The sequence below is a fragment of the Bradyrhizobium sp. P3_C3 genome, from assembly GCF_056402655.1.
The window spans coordinates 14954-34884 of sequence record NZ_JBFUGY010000058.1 but is presented as its reverse complement, the minus strand read 5'-3'; the positions used below and the strand labels follow the sequence as shown (position 1 = coordinate 34884).

The 19931-nt window shown below is 64.8% G+C and carries 19 protein-coding genes and 2 pseudogenes; 11 read left to right on the top strand and 10 right to left on the bottom strand.

Features of this window, described 5'->3' with window-relative positions:
• A pseudogene (locus tag AC1DW2_RS39055) lies at positions 1-190 on the bottom strand (IS5/IS1182 family transposase); the annotation flags it as partial.
• A gap of 388 nt (positions 191-578) precedes the next feature.
• Here AC1DW2_RS39055 and AC1DW2_RS39050 point away from each other — a divergent pair.
• Positions 579-1031 (top strand): DoxX family protein, encoded by a 453-nt coding sequence (locus AC1DW2_RS39050; RefSeq protein WP_477008675.1) that lies wholly within the window; start codon positions 579-581, stop codon positions 1029-1031.
• Positions 1032-1233: 202 nt separating this feature from the next.
• Positions 1234-2652, top strand: coding sequence for an outer membrane protein (locus AC1DW2_RS39045; RefSeq protein WP_477008674.1), 1419 nt, complete (start codon positions 1234-1236; stop codon positions 2650-2652).
• A gap of 33 nt (positions 2653-2685) precedes the next feature.
• Here AC1DW2_RS39045 and AC1DW2_RS39040 read toward each other — a convergent pair whose 3' ends face one another.
• Complete coding sequence (locus tag AC1DW2_RS39040; RefSeq protein WP_477008673.1) at positions 2686-3804, bottom strand: helix-turn-helix domain-containing protein; 1119 nt, start codon at positions 3802-3804, stop codon at positions 2686-2688.
• Positions 3805-4251: 447 nt separating this feature from the next.
• On the opposite strand from AC1DW2_RS39040, the gene AC1DW2_RS39035 reads away from it, so the two are divergent.
• Complete coding sequence (locus AC1DW2_RS39035) at positions 4252-6699, top strand: autotransporter family protein (RefSeq protein ID WP_477008672.1); 2448 nt, start codon at positions 4252-4254, stop codon at positions 6697-6699.
• Between the two features lie 61 nt (positions 6700-6760).
• Here the strand turns inward: AC1DW2_RS39035 and AC1DW2_RS39030 are convergent, their stop codons facing one another.
• The 4 genes from AC1DW2_RS39030 to AC1DW2_RS39015 all read right to left on the bottom strand — a co-directional run bounded on the left by AC1DW2_RS39030 (position 6761) and on the right by AC1DW2_RS39015 (position 10796).
• Complete coding sequence (locus tag AC1DW2_RS39030) at positions 6761-7324, bottom strand: dihydrofolate reductase family protein (RefSeq protein ID WP_477008671.1); 564 nt, start codon at positions 7322-7324, stop codon at positions 6761-6763.
• Between the two features lie 7 nt (positions 7325-7331).
• Complete coding sequence (locus tag AC1DW2_RS39025) at positions 7332-8333, bottom strand: polysaccharide deacetylase family protein (RefSeq protein WP_477008670.1); 1002 nt, start codon at positions 8331-8333, stop codon at positions 7332-7334.
• Between the two features lie 166 nt (positions 8334-8499).
• Complete coding sequence (locus AC1DW2_RS39020) at positions 8500-9066, bottom strand: glutathione peroxidase (RefSeq protein WP_477008669.1); 567 nt, start codon at positions 9064-9066, stop codon at positions 8500-8502.
• Between the two features lie 110 nt (positions 9067-9176).
• Entirely contained in the window at positions 9177-10796 is a 1620-nt protein-coding gene (locus AC1DW2_RS39015; protein WP_477008668.1) for a L,D-transpeptidase, read from the bottom strand.
• A 208-nt stretch (positions 10797-11004) separates the two neighbouring features.
• On the opposite strand from AC1DW2_RS39015, the gene AC1DW2_RS39010 reads away from it, so the two are divergent.
• Positions 11005-11553, top strand: a complete 549-nt coding sequence (locus tag AC1DW2_RS39010) for a CreA family protein (protein ID WP_477008667.1) — start codon at positions 11005-11007, stop codon at positions 11551-11553.
• 33 nt (positions 11554-11586) lie between these two features.
• Here AC1DW2_RS39010 and AC1DW2_RS39005 read toward each other — a convergent pair whose 3' ends face one another.
• Complete coding sequence (locus AC1DW2_RS39005; protein ID WP_477008666.1) at positions 11587-11790, bottom strand: hypothetical protein; 204 nt, start codon at positions 11788-11790, stop codon at positions 11587-11589.
• Between the two features lie 413 nt (positions 11791-12203).
• Between AC1DW2_RS39005 and AC1DW2_RS39000 the strand changes: the two genes are divergently transcribed.
• Both AC1DW2_RS39000 and AC1DW2_RS38995 read left to right on the top strand, forming a co-directional pair.
• Positions 12204-12368 carry a hypothetical protein gene (locus AC1DW2_RS39000; RefSeq protein ID WP_166096179.1) on the top strand — a complete coding sequence of 55 codons (165 nt, stop codon included), beginning with the start codon at positions 12204-12206 and terminating at the stop codon, positions 12366-12368.
• Positions 12369-12427: 59 nt separating this feature from the next.
• On the top strand, positions 12428-12793 hold the full coding sequence (locus tag AC1DW2_RS38995; RefSeq protein WP_063983641.1) for a hypothetical protein: 366 nt from the start codon (positions 12428-12430) through the stop codon (positions 12791-12793).
• 3 nt (positions 12794-12796) lie between these two features.
• Here the strand turns inward: AC1DW2_RS38995 and AC1DW2_RS38990 are convergent, their stop codons facing one another.
• Together AC1DW2_RS38990 and AC1DW2_RS38985 are read right to left on the bottom strand one after the other, a co-directional pair.
• Positions 12797-13042, bottom strand: coding sequence for a DUF6719 family protein (locus AC1DW2_RS38990; RefSeq protein ID WP_071914551.1), 246 nt, complete (start codon positions 13040-13042; stop codon positions 12797-12799).
• A gap of 251 nt (positions 13043-13293) precedes the next feature.
• Positions 13294-13602, bottom strand: a pseudogene (locus AC1DW2_RS38985) (GntR family transcriptional regulator); the annotation flags it as partial.
• Positions 13603-13677: 75 nt separating this feature from the next.
• On the opposite strand from AC1DW2_RS38985, the gene AC1DW2_RS38980 reads away from it, so the two are divergent.
• The 5 genes from AC1DW2_RS38980 (at position 13678) to kynU (ending at position 18869) form a co-directional block, all read left to right on the top strand.
• Positions 13678-14403 (top strand): pyridoxamine 5'-phosphate oxidase family protein, encoded by a 726-nt coding sequence (locus tag AC1DW2_RS38980; RefSeq protein ID WP_477008665.1) that lies wholly within the window; start codon positions 13678-13680, stop codon positions 14401-14403.
• 52 nt (positions 14404-14455) lie between these two features.
• Positions 14456-15733, top strand: a complete 1278-nt coding sequence (locus AC1DW2_RS38975) for an ArgE/DapE family deacylase (RefSeq protein ID WP_085398721.1) — start codon at positions 14456-14458, stop codon at positions 15731-15733.
• A gap of 242 nt (positions 15734-15975) precedes the next feature.
• On the top strand, positions 15976-16785 hold the full coding sequence (locus tag AC1DW2_RS38970) for an alpha/beta hydrolase (protein WP_477008664.1): 810 nt from the start codon (positions 15976-15978) through the stop codon (positions 16783-16785).
• Between the two features lie 34 nt (positions 16786-16819).
• Positions 16820-17659 (top strand): tryptophan 2,3-dioxygenase, encoded by an 840-nt coding sequence (gene kynA, locus AC1DW2_RS38965; protein ID WP_014495717.1) that lies wholly within the window; start codon positions 16820-16822, stop codon positions 17657-17659.
• A gap of 7 nt (positions 17660-17666) precedes the next feature.
• Positions 17667-18869 (top strand): kynureninase, encoded by a 1203-nt coding sequence (gene kynU / locus AC1DW2_RS38960; RefSeq protein ID WP_477008663.1) that lies wholly within the window; start codon positions 17667-17669, stop codon positions 18867-18869.
• A 180-nt stretch (positions 18870-19049) separates the two neighbouring features.
• Here kynU and AC1DW2_RS38955 read toward each other — a convergent pair whose 3' ends face one another.
• On the bottom strand, positions 19050-19838 hold the full coding sequence (locus tag AC1DW2_RS38955) for a cobalamin-binding protein (protein ID WP_477008662.1): 789 nt from the start codon (positions 19836-19838) through the stop codon (positions 19050-19052).
• Between the last annotated feature and the right edge of the window lie 93 nt (positions 19839-19931).

The following is a 19931-nucleotide window of genomic DNA, read 5'->3' as shown; positions in this document are numbered from 1 at the left end:
CACGAAACAGCACCAGCACCGGATAGCCTGGTCGACCGGGGCTCCCTTCATCCCGCAAATGGCCGATCAGCTTCTCGAACCGGTACCACTTGACCAGGCCAGCCAGCCGATCCAGCGCCGCATTGGCGCCGGCGCCCTTCGGCATCAGCGCTTCCACAAAGCTCGGCTGTCCCGTCCGCTTGACCGCCATCGCTACCCTCCAAGGCTTTGCCCTAGGGAATCACAATTGACGAATTACGCAACAGGCCCCCTGTGGGAGAGGGTGGATCGCGGCGTTAGCGGCGAGACGGGTGAGGAGTCTCTATCCACGAGTCCCACCGCTATTGAGCTCGCGGATAGATACCCCTCATCCGGCGCCATAGCCGAAGCTTCGCTTCGGCGTTCTTAAGAACGGCGGCCGCAGGCCGCCTATGCCACTTTCTCCCACAGGGGGAGAAGCTGYACCGCCCGTGCCGCCAACTTTGAATTGCTCGCAGTTCGCCATTTCCCCGTTTGTAAACCGGCGCACGACTCTTCATAATCGCCCGGTACTCTCGTGAAGATGCCTTTTTCAAAAAGCCTGAGCCAAGAGGCCGATCATGCCAGCGTTCGTGACTTTCGGGCGAATCCTGTTCGCCGTGCTGTTCATCTACACGGGCGCGACCAAGTTCTTTCCCCTCCAGGCGACGGCCGATTTCATCGCCACCAAGGTGGTGGTGCCTGAGGTCATCGAGTCCTACACCAAGCAGATCGAGACGGCGACCGCCATGACCACGCCGCAACTGCTGGCGATCGCGGCCGGCGGGCTCGAGATCATTGCAGGCCTGATGATTGCGCTGAACTTCGGCGCGCGCCTTTTCGCATTGCTCATGATCATCAACATCGCGGTCTCGACCGTCCTGTTCTCCGATTTCTGGAATCAGGCCGCGCCCGACAACGCCAGGATGGTGGTCGATGCGCTGAAGAATCTCTCGATCATCGGCGCGCTGTTCATGATCATGGGCTACGGCCGCGCTACGCGCTCAGCCGAGACGGCCTACGGGGACGTGTAAAGCGAGTTGATGGCTCGTCCGTTTGCGACGAGTGCATGAACCATCATTCACAGATTATGGTTTTGAGATCACAGCGGTTCCACAAAATCGTGGCCGCTGCGGATCGACCGGTCTCTCCACTTGTCGGAATCCGTCCGGGCCCAATAGTACCGACAGTTCCGATTGCACAGGCGCAATCGGCACTGGGTGATTGGGGGCGGACTTGGTTCAATCGAAGCGCAAGGCGGCGGCACGCGCTGCTGTCGTTCTGGGGGCGGCGCATGTCGTGGCCGTTTCTGTAACCGCGGCCTGTGCAGCAGACTTGCCCGTGAAGGCGCGGCCGCTAGCGGCGCCCGTGGCGAACTGGACCCAGTTTTACGTCGGTGGCGGACTAGGCTTCGACTTCGCGACCGGGCGGTCGAACCTGACGCCGGCCGGCGGTGGCCCGGATTTGTTCAGCCTCGACGGCTTGCAGGGCGCCGATCTCGGGCTGTCGGTTTTCGCGGGATTTGACGTCCAGGTTGCGCCGCGTTTCGTGGTCGGCGGTTTTGTCGATTACGACTGGTCGCGCCAGCGCACGACGGCCAGTGCGTCGAGCCCGTTCTTCGGCCAGAGCCTGAGTGCTGCGCTGCCGTCGCTGGATCAGGGTTGGACGATCGGCGGCCGTGCGGGATTTCTGGTGACGCCCGATATCCTGCTCTACGGCCTCGCTGGCTACAGCGAGATGCGCATCAACAATTGGAACTTGAACTACGTGATCCTCGGGGGAGGGCCTTCGTTCACGGTGCAGGAGCCGGGGCTGACGTCGCACGGTTACACGGTCGGCGCCGGCGCGGAATATCGCCTCGCGAGCAACGTGTCACTGCGCGGCGAATACCGCTACGTCGCGCTTGGCCGCAACACGACGGTCGATCCGCTCGGCGCGGTCTGGACAACGGACCTGTCCGAGCATGTGGTCAGGATCGGCGCGGCCTATCGCTTCGGTCAGTTCGGCGGACCTACGACCGCTTCAGTGGCGCCGGTGCTGAATCCGACATGGACGGGCGTTTACGTCGGCGCGGGTATCGGGGGCGACGTCATCACGCCCCATGTCGCGGGATCGTTCGCCGGTGTGCTGGATTTCGACGCGTCCGGTCTCGGTGGCGCCGATGTCGGCGGAACTTTCACGATCGGCTACGATCGCCAGGTCGCGCCGAGATGGGTCCTCGGCGCATTCGGACTGATCGATGCCGGGACCAATGGCGGCGCCAAGGTCAACGCATCGGGCGGAGGTGTTGCGATCTCGTCGGATCTGGCGGCGGTGAAGTGGGGTTGGACCGTCGGCGGACGCGTCGGCTATCTCGTGGCACCGGAGACGCTCGTCTACTTGCTCGGCGGCTACAGCGGAACGACGGCGCAGTCGATCTCGTACAATTTCCTCGGATTTCCCGGCAGCGCTCCGACGCGGGAATATCACGGCGCGACCTTCGGCGGCGGCTTCGAGCGCTTCTTCACCGACAGCATCTCCGCCCGCGCCGAATATCGCGTCACGCATCTCGGGGCGCGAGACGATCTGGCGTCCGATTTCATGACCAGCCTGAGCGCGGGCGGCACGGTGCACACGCTGCGCGGTGTGCTGGCCTATCACCTTCCGACGCCGTAGCGGGGGCGACCGCGCTCTTCGGGCGCGGTGTGTTCAATCCGCCGTGCCCGGGGGCGCGATCTCGCGCATCCACCGCGAAATTGTTGTGTTGCTTGCTCCATCGGTGCCGCGCTGCACGCCAAGCAATGCGGCCTCGCGCGCCGCGCGCGGCGTGATGCCATAGGCGGCCTTGAAAGAGCGCGTGAAATGCGCGTCGGTGCCGAGCTGCCAGCGCCGCGCGACCTCGCTGATTCTCAGGCTGCGCGCATCCGAATTGGCGAGGTCGAAGAATGCGCGGTGCAGCCGGCGGCTGCGGATGTAGTCTGCGATGCCGCCGACCGGTGCGAACAGCCGGTACAGCGAGGCCCGGGACAGTCCGAAATGGGCCGCGACCGAAATGGCCGACATATCCCGCTGGGCAAGGCCGGCCTCGATATGTTGGCGGATTCGTATCAAGGACGGGCTCGCCATGGCTGAATGGTCGGCGTCATCCTCGACCCGCTCGAGCTCGTTGCGCAGGCATGCTGCGAGGAGCGAGACCGTGCCCTCGACCACTGACTGGCATTCGTCGAGCGTCATGCGCGGCGCAAATTCGAGCAGGGCGGTGAGATGTCCTGCGAGAAGCCTGGCGATCACACTGCTCTCCGGCAAGACGAGGCCGTGCAGGTCTTCGATCCGCAAGAGACGAGCGCCGAACATCGGGCGCGGCACGACCAACGTGACATTCTCGAATGCCGTCGCTTTGGTCGCCAGGGTCTGGGCAAGGTCGAACAGGCAGATGTCGCCGGCGCGCACGCGGATCGGCCGGGCGCCCGCGATACCGTCGAAGCTGCCCTTCACATAGAGCTGAAGGATGATGTGATCGACGCCGCTACGTGCAATCGTCTCCGGCGTGCGGAGGAAGCGCTGGCCGCTGGCGCGGCTCAGCCCGATCAGCACCGGTCCCATGGCAAACGATCTGATGTCGGCGCGGAACGGACCCGGTTCGTCGGCGGCGAGCTCGTCAACGTCGAACAGGGTTGCGACCGCCTCGCGCCAGGCTGCGACGTTCGCGTGTGTCTCCATCTGATCGGCCGTGAAGCCGAATGCCGGCAGCAGGGAGGAGGCCGGGGCAGCATCGCCCATCGATCCGGCGGCTTCGTTCGGACCTGTCGTGGTGCGGTCGTCGGTCATAGTGGCGTGGTCGTATCTCGATCGTCGTAGATGGCCGGGGCAAGGGCGGCACCGTCCTGCCGGGCCATTGATGGCAGGGCCTCTCCGAGCGCGCGCCCCGGGGGTATAGGGAGATATCCGGGGCAGGGAAAGGCGTTCGTTTGTATACGAATCCTGCCGGTATCGTGTGGGGTGCGCAGGACCCGATCAGCGTCCCCGCCGGGCTCCCAGGCCGTCCGGCTTTTGCTCTTTTGTCTCAGTCTATTGATGCGGCGTTTCCAGACGGTCCGCTCGTATTGACGCTACGTCATGGACGCTCGAATAGCGCCCCAGGGAACGGGAGACCGGGCCCACGACGGCATGATGCCGAAGGCGGGGTTAAGGATTGGAATGGTGTTGCGTGTTGATCCCGGAGCGGTCGTCGGAGGCCGGTCCGCTGACGGGTGGGTGATTGCATCGGCACGGTCGTTGACCGCCTGGCTCGCCACCTCGGCCCTGGTGACGGCCGCGCTGGTCGCGACCGCATCCCCTGCCGAAGCGATCGATGCAACCTGGCTCAGCACGCCCGGCTCGGGCGCCTACGCGGCGGRATCGAACTGGAGCGGCGGCAGCGTTCCTGACGGCACCGCGTCGTTCGGAGCGTCCACCATCACGAACCTGAGTATTCTGAGTACGCAATCGGTCGGCGGATGGACCTTCAACGCCGACGCAGGAAATTACGTCATCACCGTTGACGGCGAGGTGTCGTTGCGCTTTCTCGGCGCCGGCATTGTCGTCAACGGCGGCAGCGTCGTGCTCGACATCAATGTCAGCGGTGTCAGGTTTGGAAACAACAGCACGGCCGGGACCGCAACGATCAACGTCAACGATTCCACGCTGTCCTTCACCCAGAGCGCCACCGCCGGCAGCGCCACGATCCGCAGCGATAGCGAGATCAGTTTCAAGAACACCAGCACCGCCGGCAGTGCCGGTATCAGCAATACGCGCAGGGTCTATTTCGACGATGCGAGCACGGCGGGCAATGCCACGATCACCAACACCGGCAGGGGAACAATCTATTTCCACGGCGCGAGCAGCGGCGGCACGGCGCGCTTCATCAACAACGCCGAAATCGACGTGTCGGACCGCTTGTTTCCCTTCATCACGATGGGGTCGATCGTAGGCTCCGGCACCATCTATCTAGGTTCGACGAACCTCGAGATCGGTGGCAACAACCTTTCGACCGTCTATTCGGGCGTACTGCGCGACGGCGGCAGTGGCGAGGGCTCGGGCGGCTCGCTGACCAAGGTCGGCACGGGCACTCTCACCCTGACAGCCACGAGCACCTATACCGGCGGTACCGTTGTTGCCGGCGGCGTGCTCGACGTGGAGGGATCCCTCAACGGGACCTCGTCCGCGACGGTGCAATCCGGCGCCGTGCTGATGGGCGCGGGCAGCATCGTGTCGCCGACGGTATCGATCGATAGCGGCGGCACCCTTGCGCCCGGTAACGGCAGCGCCGGGACGATGCTGACGATCGCGGGCAGTCTCGCCTTCGCGTCCGGTGCGTTCTACCTGGTGCAGCTGAACCCATCGGTGGCCGCTTCCACGACAGCAACGGGGACAGCAGATCTCGGCGGTGCCACCGTGAAGGCTGTGTTCGCGCCGGGAAGCTACGTCTCCAAGACCTATACGATCCTTAGTGCGGCAGGCGGCGCCTCCGGGACGTTCGCATCCACCATCGTCAACACCGGCCTGCCGTCGAACGTCCACAGCTCGCTGAGCTACGACGCCAACAACGTCTATCTGAATCTTGCGCTGGATTTCGCGATCGCTCCAAACCTCAACATCAACCAGCGCAATGTGGGCAACGGGCTGACGAACGCGTTCAACCGGAACGGCGGTATCCCGGGCGTCTACGCCGCTCTGTCGGCCGGCGGGCTGACGCAGGCCTCCGGCGAGCTCGCGACGCGCGTACAGCAGACGACGTTCGAGGCGATGGGGCAGTTCGTCGGTCTGCTCGCCGCGCCCGGTCTGCCGGACTGCGTCGCGACTGATTTGCGAGGCAAGCCGCGGCCGTGCCGTGCGCCCGCGCGCTGGAACGTTTGGGCGTCCGGCTTCGGCGGGGCGCAGGACAGCGATGGACATGCCGGGCTCGGATCGCACGATGCGACGAGCCGCGTGTTTGGGACCGCCGTCGGGGCCGATTACCGGCTTTCGGCAAATACGCTAGCCGGCTTTGCGCTGGCCGGCGGCGGGACCAATTTCAGCGTGAATGGTCTCGGCAGCGGACGCTCCGATCTGTTCCAGGCCGGTGCCTACCTGCGGCACGTCGACGGTCCGGCCTATTTTTCCACGGCGCTCGCCTATGGCTGGCAGGACGTCACCACCGATCGCACCGTGGCGATTGCCGGTTCAGAGCGCCTGCGCGCCAAGTTCAACGCAAACGCGTGGTCCGGCCGCGCCGAGGGCGGTTATCGTTTCGCTGCGCCGTGGATGAACGTGGGCGTCACGCCCTATGTGGCTGGGCAATTCGTCACCATCGCCTTGCCGTCCTATGCGGAGTCCGTGCTGTCAGGCAGCGGCGCGTTTGCGCTGACGTATGATGCGAAGAGCGTGACTGATCCTCGCGCCGAGCTTGGCATCCGCACCGACAAGGTTTTCGGCGCGAGCGACGGTGTTCTCACGCTGCGCGGACGGCTCGCATGGGGACATGATTTCAATCCCAACCGCACCATTGCGGCGACCTTCAGGGCACTGCCTGACGCGAGCTTCGTCGTGAACGGCGCCGCGCAGGCCGCGGACTCCGCGCTTGTGACGGCGGCCATCGAAAGGAAATGGCTGAACGGCTGGTCGACCCTGGCAGCGTTCGAGGGCGAGTTCTCGAACGTCACGCGGTCCTATATGGGCAAGGGTGTCGTTCGTTATGCGTGGTAAATGTGTGAGATAGTTACTGGTAATAATATACCGGTACTGTGCTTGGGGTTGTTTTCGAGTTTTAGGTGGAGCCTCTCGCCGGCCGCCACGGCGTGACGGTGACATCATGCGCCGCGTCGAGCAGATACGGCGCCCCCGGCTTCATCCCGTGTGACGCCAGCACCTCATGCGGCGTCCGCTCCGGCACGCCGACGAAGCAGCCTTCGCCGCCGGGCAGCCGCACATGCGGGGCTTCCGACAGCCAGAACGTGTCGTAGCGGTCCATGAACATGTCGAACACGACGGGGCCGCCGATGATTGCGACCGTGCCGGAGGCGACATCGGCGAAAGCGCAGGCCTCCTCGAAGCTCGCATGCTCGGGATTCCACAGCGTCGCGTTCGGCATCTCCGGGTCGACGGTGAGCGCCTTGATCTTGCGGGTGAGGATCAGCCGCTTGCGCTTCGGCGAATTCGGCTGCTGCTCGTGCGAGTGTCCGCCGTGCACGACGACCGCGGCTCGATCGAGCGCTTGCTCGAAAAAGCGCTTGTCGCCTTCGAACACCAGCGTTGAGGGCATGATGTGCGACGGATCGGCAAGCATGCCGTCCGCCGATATGATGACGTAACCTTCAAACCGGAAAGACAATTGCGGTCTATTCCGAGACCGTCGTCACGACGGAATTGACCGGGCGCGTGCTCACCGTCGGCAGCTTGACGTCCTTGAGCAGCTCCTGGTCGTATTCGGGCAGCGTCGAGGCCGGGAACTTGGCGCGCATCGCCACGACCTTGTAGCCGCCGGCTTTCAGCCGCTTCAGCAACTCGGGCAGGGCTTCGGCGGTGTGCTTCTGGAAGTCGTGCATCAGGATGATGCCCTTGCCCTTGGTGTCGAGCTTCTTCATGACGGTCTCGATCACCTTCTCGGGCTTCGAGGCCTTGAAGTCGAAGGAGTCGATGTCGCAGGAGAAGATCGCGACGTTGCGGTTGCCGAGATAGGTGACCATCTCCGGTGGGTGCTGGAGCGCCGGGAAGCGGAAGAACGGCGAGGGCGAGATGCCGCCGAGCGCCCACTTCACCGCCGAGAATCCCTTCTCGATCTCTTCCTTGCGCTGCGCTTCCGTGAGCTTCTTGTTGTTGAGGTTGGCGTGCGACCAGGTGTGGGCGCCGACGGTGTGGCCGGCCGCATAGACCTGCTTCAGGATCTCCGGCTCATAGGTCGCGTGCTTGCCGATCGAGAAGAAGATGCCGGTGGTGCATTCGTCGGCGAGAGCCTTCAACACGGCGGGCGTGTTCTTCGGCCAGGGGCCGTCGTCGAAGGTCAGCACGACCTCCTTGTCGCGCAGGAAGTCGAGCTCCTTGAAATGCTCGAAGCCGAAGCCCGGACCACCCGTGGTGTCGATCTCCACGGTGCGGGCGACCCCGAGCGCGCCGGGCGTGTTGCAGGCCGCGCGGGCGGGCTGGGGCGCCTGTTTCGGCGGGGGCGGGAAGGCCGCTTGCGTCGGCGCAGCGGCTGCCGCCGCCGGTGCTGCGGCGGGGGCTGCAGCCGGTGCCGCCTGGGTGGCGGCTGCGGGCTTTGCGGCCGGGGTCTGCGACCACGCTGCGCCTGCCATCGCAACCGACATCGCGCTTGCCAAAATCAGTCCTGCCGCCACACGCATGGTGTTGTCCTCGAGATTGATCCCGTTGTTCCGCCGCAGCTTTTCGCCTCTGGCAAAACCATCCTGCCCCTTGATAGTCCTAGCCTAGATGCTGGGCCCTCGTCATTGCAACGGCTGTTTGGCACCCCGCCACAATTGTGCCCAACCGGATGCGGGCTTGCGGGTGTCAGCTGTCGGCCAGCGCCTTCGCAATCGCCGTCTTGACCCGTGTGTCCGTCGGATCGACCGCAGACGGATACACCTCGGCAATGTAGCCGTCGTGCCCGATCAGGTATTTGTGGAAGTTCCAGCGCGGAACGTCGCGGGGGCGCGCCTCGGCCGCCCATTTGTAGAACGGATGCGCCTTGGCGCCGACCACCACCGCCTTGGCCGCGATCGGGAAGGTAACGCCGTATTGGTGGTGCGCGGTCTCCGTGATCTCGCTGGTGCCGCCGGGCTCCTGGCCGCCGAAATCGTTGGAGGGCACGCCGATCACGGTGAGCCCGCGCTCGCGAAACTCGTTCCAGAGCTCCTGCAGGCCGGCATATTGCGGAGTGTAGCCGCACAGCGAAGCGGTATTGACCACCAGCAGCGGCTTGCCCGTGAACGCGGCAAGGCGGATGTCGTCGCCTGATAATGCAGGGAAGGAGAAGGCATAGGCCGAGATCCGGCTCATGCCGCCATCGGCGCGGCTGCGTCCAGCAGACGCGGTCGTCGCGACAAGCGCGGCGAGCATGGTCCTGCGGTTCAGCATGGCAACGTCCCCCGACGTGATCCGGGACGCACCTTACTGCGTCGGCGCGACGCGCCTGGTCAACACCGCGTTATCGGACGCGGCAAGGCGCAACTTCGCTCGAAAGCGCTCTAGTACAGGCGGACGATGAAGTCGGTGCCTTCGCCGGTCTCGCCCTGGTTGATGCCCTGGTCGGAGACGATGATCGAGCCGCCCGATGTCAGCATCTCGTTGATCTTCGCCATGATGTCCGCAGGGATCGAGATACGGTCGAGTGCCTCGGCCGGGCTGTCCGGCATGACCACGGGCTTGGCTGTAACGGGCTTGGCGGCGACGGGGATCACGGCGGCGCCACGCTGGCGGAGTGTCACGCGGCTGTCATCTTCGCGCGCGGCGGCGCGGGCAGAGACCGGCAGCGATACCACCGACCAATGCAGTGCGTTGGTGTCGGTCTTGTCGACCTCGGCGGTGAAGACGTGGGTGCCGAGCGGCCGGTCGCTCGCAGCGATCGTGACGGGAACCTCGAACAGCGGCGCAAAGTTCTGCCGCACGTAGAGCTTGGAATCCTTGCGGCTGATGAACACCGCGATCTGGCCGGCGCGTTTGGGCGTCTCCGGCTTCGCGGCAGGCGCAGGATCAGCGACGCGGGTCTCGTCCTTCTTGGCGTCGGGCGAGGCGGTGAGCGCCGGTGCGGCAGCGGGCGCATCGGGTTTCTTCGCGGGCTCGGCGGCTTCAGCCTTGGGCGCTTCTGCAGTCTTGGGCGCTTCTGCGGCCTCAACGGGCTTTGCGTCGGTGCTTGCGGGCTTGGCTGCTTCTTCCGACTGCGGCTTGACCGGGGCAGATGCCTCGGCGCTCTTTTCAGACTTGGCCTCAACCTTGTCGGCTGGTGCGGCTGCTTCCGCGCGCACCGGTGCATTGCCGGTGGTCACATCCGACATCACGGTATGGCCGAGCGACGAACGCAGCTCGAGCGCGCTCTCCGCGCTGGCGGTCTTCGTCTCTACGGGTTTTGCTTCGCTGACTTTGGTTGGTGCGGCGCCCTTGTCGGCCTTGTCGCCGACATTGGTCTGCGGCTCCAGGCTGGCGGCGGGCTGCGGCGGCACGCGCACCGAGGCGAGCAGGGGATGCGAGAAATTTTGCGGCGACATCTGGCCGGGCGAGACGATCACGCGCGCGCCCATCCTGGTCCAGTTCCACATCTTCACCGCGAACGCCATCGGCATGCGGATGCAACCGTGCGAGGCCGGATAGCCCGGCAGCACGCCGGCATGCATGGCGATGCCGGACCAGGTGATCCGCTGCATGTACGGCATCGGCGCGCCGCTATAGATGTTGGACTGGTGGAATTTGTGCTTCTGGATCACGCTGAACACGCCCATCGGCGTCGAGTGGCCCTTCATGCCTGTCGACACCGGGGATTCTGCGAACACGCCGTTGGTGTCGAAGACCGTCACCTTCTGCCGATCGATCGACACGACGATCACGAGCGGACCTTGCGGCTTGGTGCCGGCTTCCTTCTCGGCGACGACCGCCTTCTTGCCAGCCGTACTGCGCTTCTGGGGCTTCTGCCGGGGAATGTCGGGATAGCGCTCCTGCCGGGCGGCGTAGGACCCGTCGGAGTAGTCGCTCCAGTAGTAGAACGCCGCGTCCGCCTGGCTGGTCCAGCCAATCGCACCGGCCGCCGTCAAAATGGCGACCTGCCACAGCCGGACCGGCCTGGCAGAAAAACTGGCCCCGTTCACGCTATTCATTCCTCGAATCCACAATCCAACTCAGAAATTAGTCTCGCAGAGGGGATACGCGTTCACTAGCACGGCAGTTCTGCCGTCAGCGAATTTTGTCCATGACGTAGCAAAAAAGCCTCACGGAGCGGTAAACGGCGGCCGCGACGGCTCCCGGTCGTCTTCCTGACCGGCTGTCGCATGCCTACATTGCGGGGACTTGTTACCGGAGAACTTCATGTCATCTCGTTTCCCCGGTCTTTCCGGCATCCGCTTGAAAGGCCTTGCTTTATTCCTCCTGTTGCTGGCTGTCCCAGCGAGCTCTGCAATCGCCGCCGACGAGCCGGATCTGATCTTCCGCCGCTCGACGGTATTCAAATGGATGAGCCCGAATGACAAGCTCGCGACCTACGGCCTCGACGACCCCGAGGTCGAGGGCGTGGCCTGTCATTTCACGGTGCCGGAGAAGGGCGGCTTCAAGGGCTGGCTCGGCCTTGCCGAGGAGGTCTCGGATATCTCGCTGGCCTGCCGCCAAGTCGGTCCGATCAAGTTCAAGAACAAGATGGAGCAGGGCGACGACATGTTCCGCCAGCGCCGCTCGCTGTTCTTCAAGAAGATGCAGATCGTGCGCGGCTGTGACGCCAAGCGCAATGTGCTGGTCTACATGGTCTATTCGGACCGGCTGATCGAGGGCTCGCCGAAGAACTCGACCTCGACGGTACCGGTCATGCCGTGGGGAGCGGCTGACGCCAACGTCCAGAAGTGCGGCGAGTTCTTCACTCAGTGACGCGCGTGCGTTCACTCAGTGACGCTCTTGCGTTCACCCAGTGACGAGAGTGCGGCTGGCGCGCGGCTTTGCGAGATGCGAGCCGGTCAGCCGCACGAATGCTTGTGGTGCGGCCTCGTGGCCGCGGTCCGACTGCAGCGACATTGCCCCGATTGAAGCGACGCGGCTGGGTTGCTGGTCGGCGCGGTCCGTCCGCAGGTCCGCGTCGCGCGGCGTTGCGCGATCTTGCGCCGTCATGATGGCATCCCTCAACTGAACGCGCCCGGTGGTTCCGGGCTTCTCGGTTTCGATGGCTTGGGTCGCAGTCGAATCGCGCCCGGTTCGACGGAACCCAGCCCCCGTTCGGGCTTCTCTTCAGCAGAAAAACGTAAAATGCATGTGAAGTGCCGAAGGCGTGCGTGTGACGGCGCGCAGTGTGGGCCTGCTTCCAAGCGCGGACAGAGCCTGCAAGACCACTTTCAGGCGCCGCGCGACCCCTCTGAAAAGACTGGGATTTTCCGCTGAATGTTTCGTCGCCTGGCGCGTGACGAAACAATTCTCACGAAGACGAAACCATTTTCCGCTTTTGGCGCATCACGCGCGAAACGACGCATGGTTATCAGCTTCACAACGACGACGCACCGCCGGCCAAGGAATTGGGACACGAGATCATGCGCACGCTCAGCTTCATCCTTGCCTTCGCTTTCGTGCTCGCCGGCTCTTCGTTCGCGGGGGCGCCGGACGGCAATCTCCCGGGTGTCGGCACCTTCCAGTACAGCGGCTCGCCGGTCACCACCACGGCGCCGCAGCCGATCGTGGTCGCTGCGCGTTTCTGATCGACAGCCAAGAAAATCAAAAGAAAAATCACAAGAAAAACCAGCCGATAAAGGCCATCATGATTGTCCGATTCTGCGCCGCAGCGTTCGTTTCGCTTCTGACGATCAGCGCTGCCCACGCGCAGGTTCGCGCTCCTTCGAGGCTACCGGATCCCCGCAGCGAGTTCATGCGTCAGTGTGCGCCGCGGATGCTCGGGCGCTGGGAGCATCCCGAGGAGGTCTGCGGCTGCCTGCATGATCACGCCGTTGCTGCCGTCGAGGACCGCGATCTGCGCGAGGCGCTGTTGCGCGGCATCAGCGAGACCGGCGTGCCAACGATCGAGACTGATTGGGTGCCCGCGTCCAAGCAGGGCGAGATCGGCTCGACCTTCACCAAGATCGCCAAACCGACCTTGCAGTGCATGTTCGACCCGGCGAAGTCGTAACCATCACTTCGATTTCGGACCGAAGCGCGGAACGCAGGCGATGGTCCGCGCCACGCCCTTGTCGGTCATTCTCGCACCGCGCACTTCCTTGACCTGCCCGGCGGGGCAGGTTCCGTCATCCACTTGCACGCGCTGGCCGAGCTTGAGATCGGTGATGTCCTGTTCACGTCCGACAGTGACGGCATGCGCCGCCGTCGCGAGGGCGACCGAGATCAGCAGCGAGAGGCAGGTCGCGCGGCGCAGCAGCATGATGTGAGGTCCCGGCATCGATGCCGCAATGTAGGGAGCGGCAGGCGATTCTCATAGCGAACGTTTCTCATAGTGAACGTTCGTCACGCCCGCCGGGCCGATTTGCTCCTTGCGCGCAAGGCGCCACGCGACTCCAGCGCGAGCCGTTCGGCGGAGGCCACGAGTTGCGGAACCGCGTGGCCGGAAAATCCCAGCACGAACCCGGGCAGGGGACGCGCGCGCGAATAGGTGTCGGCCAGTAGCCAGCCTTCCGCGCCTGCCGGTATCCGCGCTGCAACGAAGGTGCCGGAGCCGACGGTCGCAGCGGCAAAGCCGTCAGCGATCAGCCGTTCATAGGCAGTGACGACGGCGTTGCGGCGGAAGCCGGTCTGCTTGGCCAGCGTCCGCGACGGCGGCAGCGGCTCACTGGGTTTGACGAGGCCAGAGACGATCATGTCGCACAACGCCTGGTACAGCCGGTGCGCCGATGACGCGCCCGCGGTGATATGCGGGCCGGTGAGGTCGAGCGGCAGTTCGGCCTTGGCCGGCGAGGGGGCAAAATTGGTCGGAATTTTTCGCATGGAATTGGCACTATCGCAGACCAAATCCGCGGCTACAACTCTCCTGGAATTGTTCCAATCCCGACAGGAGCGGCCGTGAGCCAAGCTGAAAGCCAAAATTCCTATCCGACGTCAGCGCGCAATCAGGTCAAGCGCCGTCACGACCGCGGCTTCTACGACCACGACACGGTTCACCGCATCCTGGATTCCTCGATGCTCTGTCACGTCTCCTATGTCATCGACGGCCAGCCCTATTGCACGCCGACCTTTTTCTGGCGCGAGGGGACAAAACTCTATTGGCACGGCTCGAGCGCCAGCCGCATGCTGCGCAACCAGACCAGGGGCGAGCGCGTCTGCCTCACCGTTGCCCATCTCGACAGCCTCGTGCTTGCGCGTTGCGGCTTCAACCATTCCGCCGACTACCGCGCCGTGATGGCGTTCGGCACGGCCTATCTCGTCACCGACCCCGAGGAGAAGGAGCGGGCGGTGATCGCCATGGTCGATCGCTTCTTCCCGGACCGCACCGCGACCCTGCGTCAGAGCAACACGCAGGAGATCAAGGCGACCTCCTTCATCGCGATGGAGATCGAGGAGGCCTCGGCCAAAGTCCGCGCCAAGGGTGTGGCTGACGACGACGAAGACTACGAATTGCCGATCTATGCCGAGCGCATCCCCGTGCGCACCGTCTTGGGCGCGCCGGAGCCGTGCCCGCGCCTGCTGGATGGTGTAACCCGGCCCGCGACGCTGAATGGCTATTCGGAAGGCCGGCTGCTCGAAGATGCATTGCGGGATGCTTATTTTGTGGAGTACCCGAACGGCTGAAATCGGCTAGCTTGCGCGCACCATTGACCAATTGGATGCCTGGAGTTGCCTGATGAATGCCGAAACGCAGCAGAGGATTCTTGACGCCGTCGATGTCGGCTTCGAAGCCCAGCTTGCGACCACAAGCGATTTCGTTGCGATCCCTTCGACCCGCGGGGCCGAGGGGCCGTGCCAGGACATGATCGGCGACCTCCTGCGCGAACGCGGCTACGAGGTCGACGACTGGCACATCGATGTCGATGACCTCAAGGATCTGCGTGGTTTCGGTCCGATCGAGCACGATTTCTCCAAGGCGCGCACGGTAGTGGGCACCTACCGCCCGCAAACGAACGGCGGCAAATCGCTGATCCTCCAGGGGCACTGCGACGTGGTGCCCGCGGGGCCGCTGGAACTGTGGGACACGCCGCCATTCTCGCCGGTCATCAAGGACGGCAAGATGTTCGGCCGCGGCGCCTGCGACATGAAGTCGGGCACGATCGGCGCGCTCTACGCGCTGGATGCGATCAAGGCTGCGGGTTTCAAGCCGACGGCGCGGATCCACTTCCAGTCCGTGATCGAGGAGGAGAGCACCGGCGTCGGCGCGCTCTCGACATTGCAGCGCGGCTATCGTGCCGACGCCTGCTTCATCCCGGAGCCGACCGGCGGCAAGATGGTGCGCTCGCAGGTCGGCGTGATCTGGTTTCGCCTGCGTGTGAAGGGCCATCCGACCCACGTTGCCTTCGCCGGCTCCGGCGCCAACGCAATCATGGCGGCCTATCATTTGATCCAGGCGCTGCAGAAACTCGAGATCGAATGGAACGAGCGCGCGAAAGCTGATCGGCACTTCAAGACGCTGAACCATCCCATCAACTTCAACCCCGGCATCATCAAGGGCGGCGACTGGGCCTCCAGCGTGCCGGCGTGGTGCGACGTCGATTGCCGTATCGCGGTCCTGCCGGGCTGGTCGATCGCCGATCACCAGAAGGAGATCATGGCCTGCGTTGCGGCTGCTGCGCGCAACCACCGCTTCCTCGCCAACAATCCGCCGGAGGTCGAATGGTCGGGTTTCCTGTCGGAGGGGTATGAACTGACCGACGCCGCGGCGCCCGAGGCCGCGTTCGGCAAGGCCTTCAACACCGTCTATGGCGGCGAAATCCAAGACCTCGTCTTCACCGCGCTGACCGACACCCGCTTCTACGGTCTCAATCACGGTATCCCGAGCCTCTGCTTCGGCGCGAGCGGCGGCGAGATGCACGGTTTCAACGAATTCGTCGACCTGGAGTCGCTGAAGAAGTCGACCAAGGCGATGGCCCTGTTCATCGCGGATTGGTGCGGGGTGGAGAAGGCGTAGCGGTCGAGATCTCGTAGGGTGGGCAAAGGCGCTCTTGCGCCGTGCCCACCATCTCTCTTCGATCTTGCACGAAAGGGTGGGCACGCTTCGCTTTGCTCACCCTACGGCATCTCGGCCGGGACGGCCGCTGCCCGAAACACGGGCGCGTCCAAATGCTTTAAGCTTAAAAGAAAGACTAGGACGCCGTCCTGACTGGTGGCAGACTGGCGCCCAGTTCGACGGCCGAATCCTTGGGTGTCACGATGCGCGATTGGGATGATGCTTATGCCAATTCGGCCCATATTCCGGGCTCGGACAAGATGCCGGCCCAATGGGCGGAGCGGGCGGCGGCTTACCGCGCCGGCCTGAAAGACTTCCGCGCGGACGTCGCCTACGGCCCGGGCGAGCGCCAGCGTCTCGACCTGATCCTGCCAGACGGCGACAGCAAGGGCCTCGTCGTCTTCGTGCACGGCGGCTACTGGATGCGCTTCGACAAGTCGACCTGGACCGATCTGGCCGAAGGCGCGCGGCATCACGGCTGGACGGTGGCGCTGCCGAGCTACACGCTGACGCCGGCCGCGCGCATCTCCGACATCACCGCAGAGATCACCGCCGCGATCACCAAGGCGGCTTCGCTCGTCTCCGGCCCGATCCGGCTCGCCGGCCATTCCGCGGGCGGCCATCTCGTCACGCGCATGCTGTGCAACGACAGCCGGCTCGAGCCTGCCGTCTACAACCGCATCGCCGGCACGCTCTCGATCAGCGGGCTGCATGATCTGCGACCGCTGCTGAAGACGAAGATGAACGAGACGCTGCGCATGACCATGGAGGAGGCGACGCTTGAAAGCGCGGCGCTGCACCTGCCGCGGGGACATTCGCCGGTCACGGCCTGGGTCGGCGGTGGCGAGCGGCCCGAATTCATGCGTCAGTCCGATCTGATCGCCAATGTCTGGACCGGCTTCGACGTGCCGACGCGCCTCGTCGTCGATCCCGGGCTCAACCATTTTACGGTGGTCGACGGACTGAAGGATCCGTCGTCCCCGATCACCGCGCGCCTGATCGGCCTCGACTGACGCGGCGAGGATCGATCGATCGAAAGGGCCTGCCATGACGTCCAGCGATTACGATCCCACGAGCGAAGGCGCCGAGACCGATTTCGCCCGGCGTATGTCCTACGGCGACTATCTGGCGCTGGATGCGATCCTCGGCGCGCAGCATCCGCTCTCGGAGGCCCATGACGAGATGCTGTTCATCATCCAGCATCAGACCACTGAGCTGTGGATGCGGCTTGCCATCCACGAGCTCAGCGCCGCGCGCCGCGCCATCGCCAGGGACGAAGTGCAGCCCGCGATGAAGATGCTGGCGCGGATGTCGCGCATCTTCGAGCAGCTCAACGGTGCCTGGGACGTGCTGCGCACCATGACGCCCAGCGAGTATACGCGTTTCCGCTCGCAGCTTGGCCAGTCCTCGGGCTTCCAGTCGCGTCAGTACCGGCTGATCGAATTTCTGGTCGGCAACCGCAACCACGCCATGCTCAAGCCGCACGCGCACGATGTGGAAACGACCAGGCTGCTCGAGGGCGAGCTTGCCACGCCGAGCCTGTACGACGAGGTGCTGCGGCTCGCCGACCGCAACGGGCTCAAGATGCCCGCGTCCGTGCTGGCGCGCGACGTTCGCGAGACCCACAGCTTCAACGAGGGCGTGCTCCAGGCCTGGCGGATCGTCTACGAAGCGCCGGAGACGCATTGGATGCTCTACGAGCTTGCCGAGAAGCTGGTCGATTTCGAGGACTACTTCCGGCGCTGGCGCTTCAACCATGTCACGACGGTCGAGCGCGTCATCGGCTTCAAGCGCGGCACCGGCGGCACCGGCGGCGTCAGCTATCTCAAGCGCATGCTGGAGGTCGAGCTGTTCCCCGAGCTCTGGCGCGTCCGCACGATCCTGTAGAGATCCCATGACCAAGCTTCGCGTCTATGACGACACCAGGGCTTTGTTCCATTTGCCTGAGGGCGTGATCTATCTCGACGGCAATTCGCTTGGCGCACTGCCGCTGGGCGTTGCCGAGCGCGTCGGCAACGTCATCACGGCCGAGTGGGGCAACGAGCTGATCCGCGCCTGGAATAGTGCGGGCTGGTATGCCCAGCCGCGCCATGTCGGCGATCGCATCGCGCGATTGGTCGGTGCGGAAGCCGGCTCCGTGATGGTCGGAGACACGCTGTCGCTCAAGGTCTACCAGGCACTCGCCGCCGCGCTCGACATGAACGCCGCGCGCAAGGTCGTGCTGTCGGACACCGGAAACTTTCCGACCGATCTCTACATGGCCGAGGGCCTGATCGCGACGCTCGGCCGCGGCCATCAATTGCGCCTGGTGGCGCCGGAGGAGATCGAGGCCGCGTTGTCGGAGGAGATCGCTGTCCTCTACATCACCGAGGTCGACTATCGCACCGGCCGCCGCCACGACATGGCGAAGCTGACCGCAAAGGCGCATGCGCTCGGCATCGTCACGGTCTGGGATCTCGCCCATTCCGCCGGCGCGCTGCCGGTCGATCTCGCTGGCTGCGGCGCCGATTTCGCTGCCGGCTGCACCTATAAATACATCAACGCCGGCCCCGGGGCGCCGGCCTTCCTCTACGTCGCCCCGCGCCACGCCGACGGCGTGCGTGCCGCGCTGTCGGGGTGGATGGGTCACGCAAAGCCGTTTGCGTTCGAGCTTGGCTACGCGGCGGCCGGCGGCGTCGAGCGCATGCGCGTCGGCACCCCGCCGGTGCTTGCAATGGCGGCGCTGGAGGCCTCGCTCGACATCTGGGACATGGTCGACATTCGTGAGGTCCGTGCGCGTTCACTGGCGCTCGGCGATCTCCTGATCGCCGAGGTCGAACGCCGCTGCCCCGAGCTCAAGCTCGTCACCCCGCGCGCGCACGAGCACCGCGGCTCACAAATCTCCTTCGCCTTCGACGGCGGCTACGCCGCCATGCAGGCCCTGATCGCCCGCGGCCTCATCGGCGATTTCCGCGCGCCCGACATTATGAGGTTCGGGATTACACCGCTCTACATTGGGGAGAGCGAGATCATGCGAGCAGCCGAGATCATCGAGGAGGTGATCGCAGGCGAGGTCTGGCGTCGGCCGGAATATCAGGTCGTGAACGCGGTGACCTGAAGAAGGTCTCGTGCGCCGGACGCGGCGCAGCGCCCCCGGCGATGCGAAGCATCGTCCGGTGCGGTGCGCCGCAGAGCCTGGGCCCACGCTGCACTGAACTCCGTATCGAGATGGGTCCCGGCTCTGCGCAGCAACGCTGACGCGTTGCAGCGCGTCCGGGACACGAAAGCTGCGATCAGGCTATTTGAGTCCACCCCACAACGCCGTCACGATCGCATCTAGCCCATCCGTCAGCGCCGCCGGCCCCGGTTGCAAGATGATCGGCGACTTGATCTCGACGATGCGGTCGTCGCGCACGGCGGGGATCTCGTTCCAGCGATGGCGCGCGCGGATGCGGGCAGGGACGACCTTCTTGCCGCACCAGGAGGCGAGGATCACGTCGGGTGCTGACTCGCGCACCGCCTCCGCCGAGACGATGCGATCCTTTCCCGCCTGCCGATGTCGCAGCTCCGGAAACACATCCTCGCCACCGGCGATCTCGATCAACTCGGACACCCAGCCGATGCCGGAGATCAACGGATCGTCCCATTCCTCGAAATAGACCTTTGGCCGCGCCGAGGGGCGAGATGCTGCCGCTATCTCGGCGAGGCGCCGTTCAAGCCCGTGAGCGAGTACCTCGGCGGGCTCAGCCGCGCCGACCAGCGCGCCGAGTGTGCGGATCATCGCCAGGATTCCGGCGATGTCGCGCTGATTGAAAACATGGACGTCCACGCCCGCGCGCACGAGATCGGCGACGATGCCGGCCTGGAGGTCCGAGAAGGCCAGCACCAGCTCCGGTTCCAGGGCCAGGATCTTCGGAATGTCCGCGGAGACGAAGGCCGACACCCGCGGCTTCTCCCGCCGCACCTGGGGCGGGCGGACGGCGTAGCCGGAGACGCCGACGATGCGGTCCTGCTCGCCGAGCAGGTACAGCGTTTCGACCGTCTCTTCGGTCAGGCAGACGATGCGGCGGGGCGGGAAGTGGCGCATGGGAAGAGCATATGCGCAAATGCCGTCGCCGATGTCAGCAGGGCCATTACCTCGGACGTCATTGCTTTGCCGCCCGAAGCAATTCACGCTGAG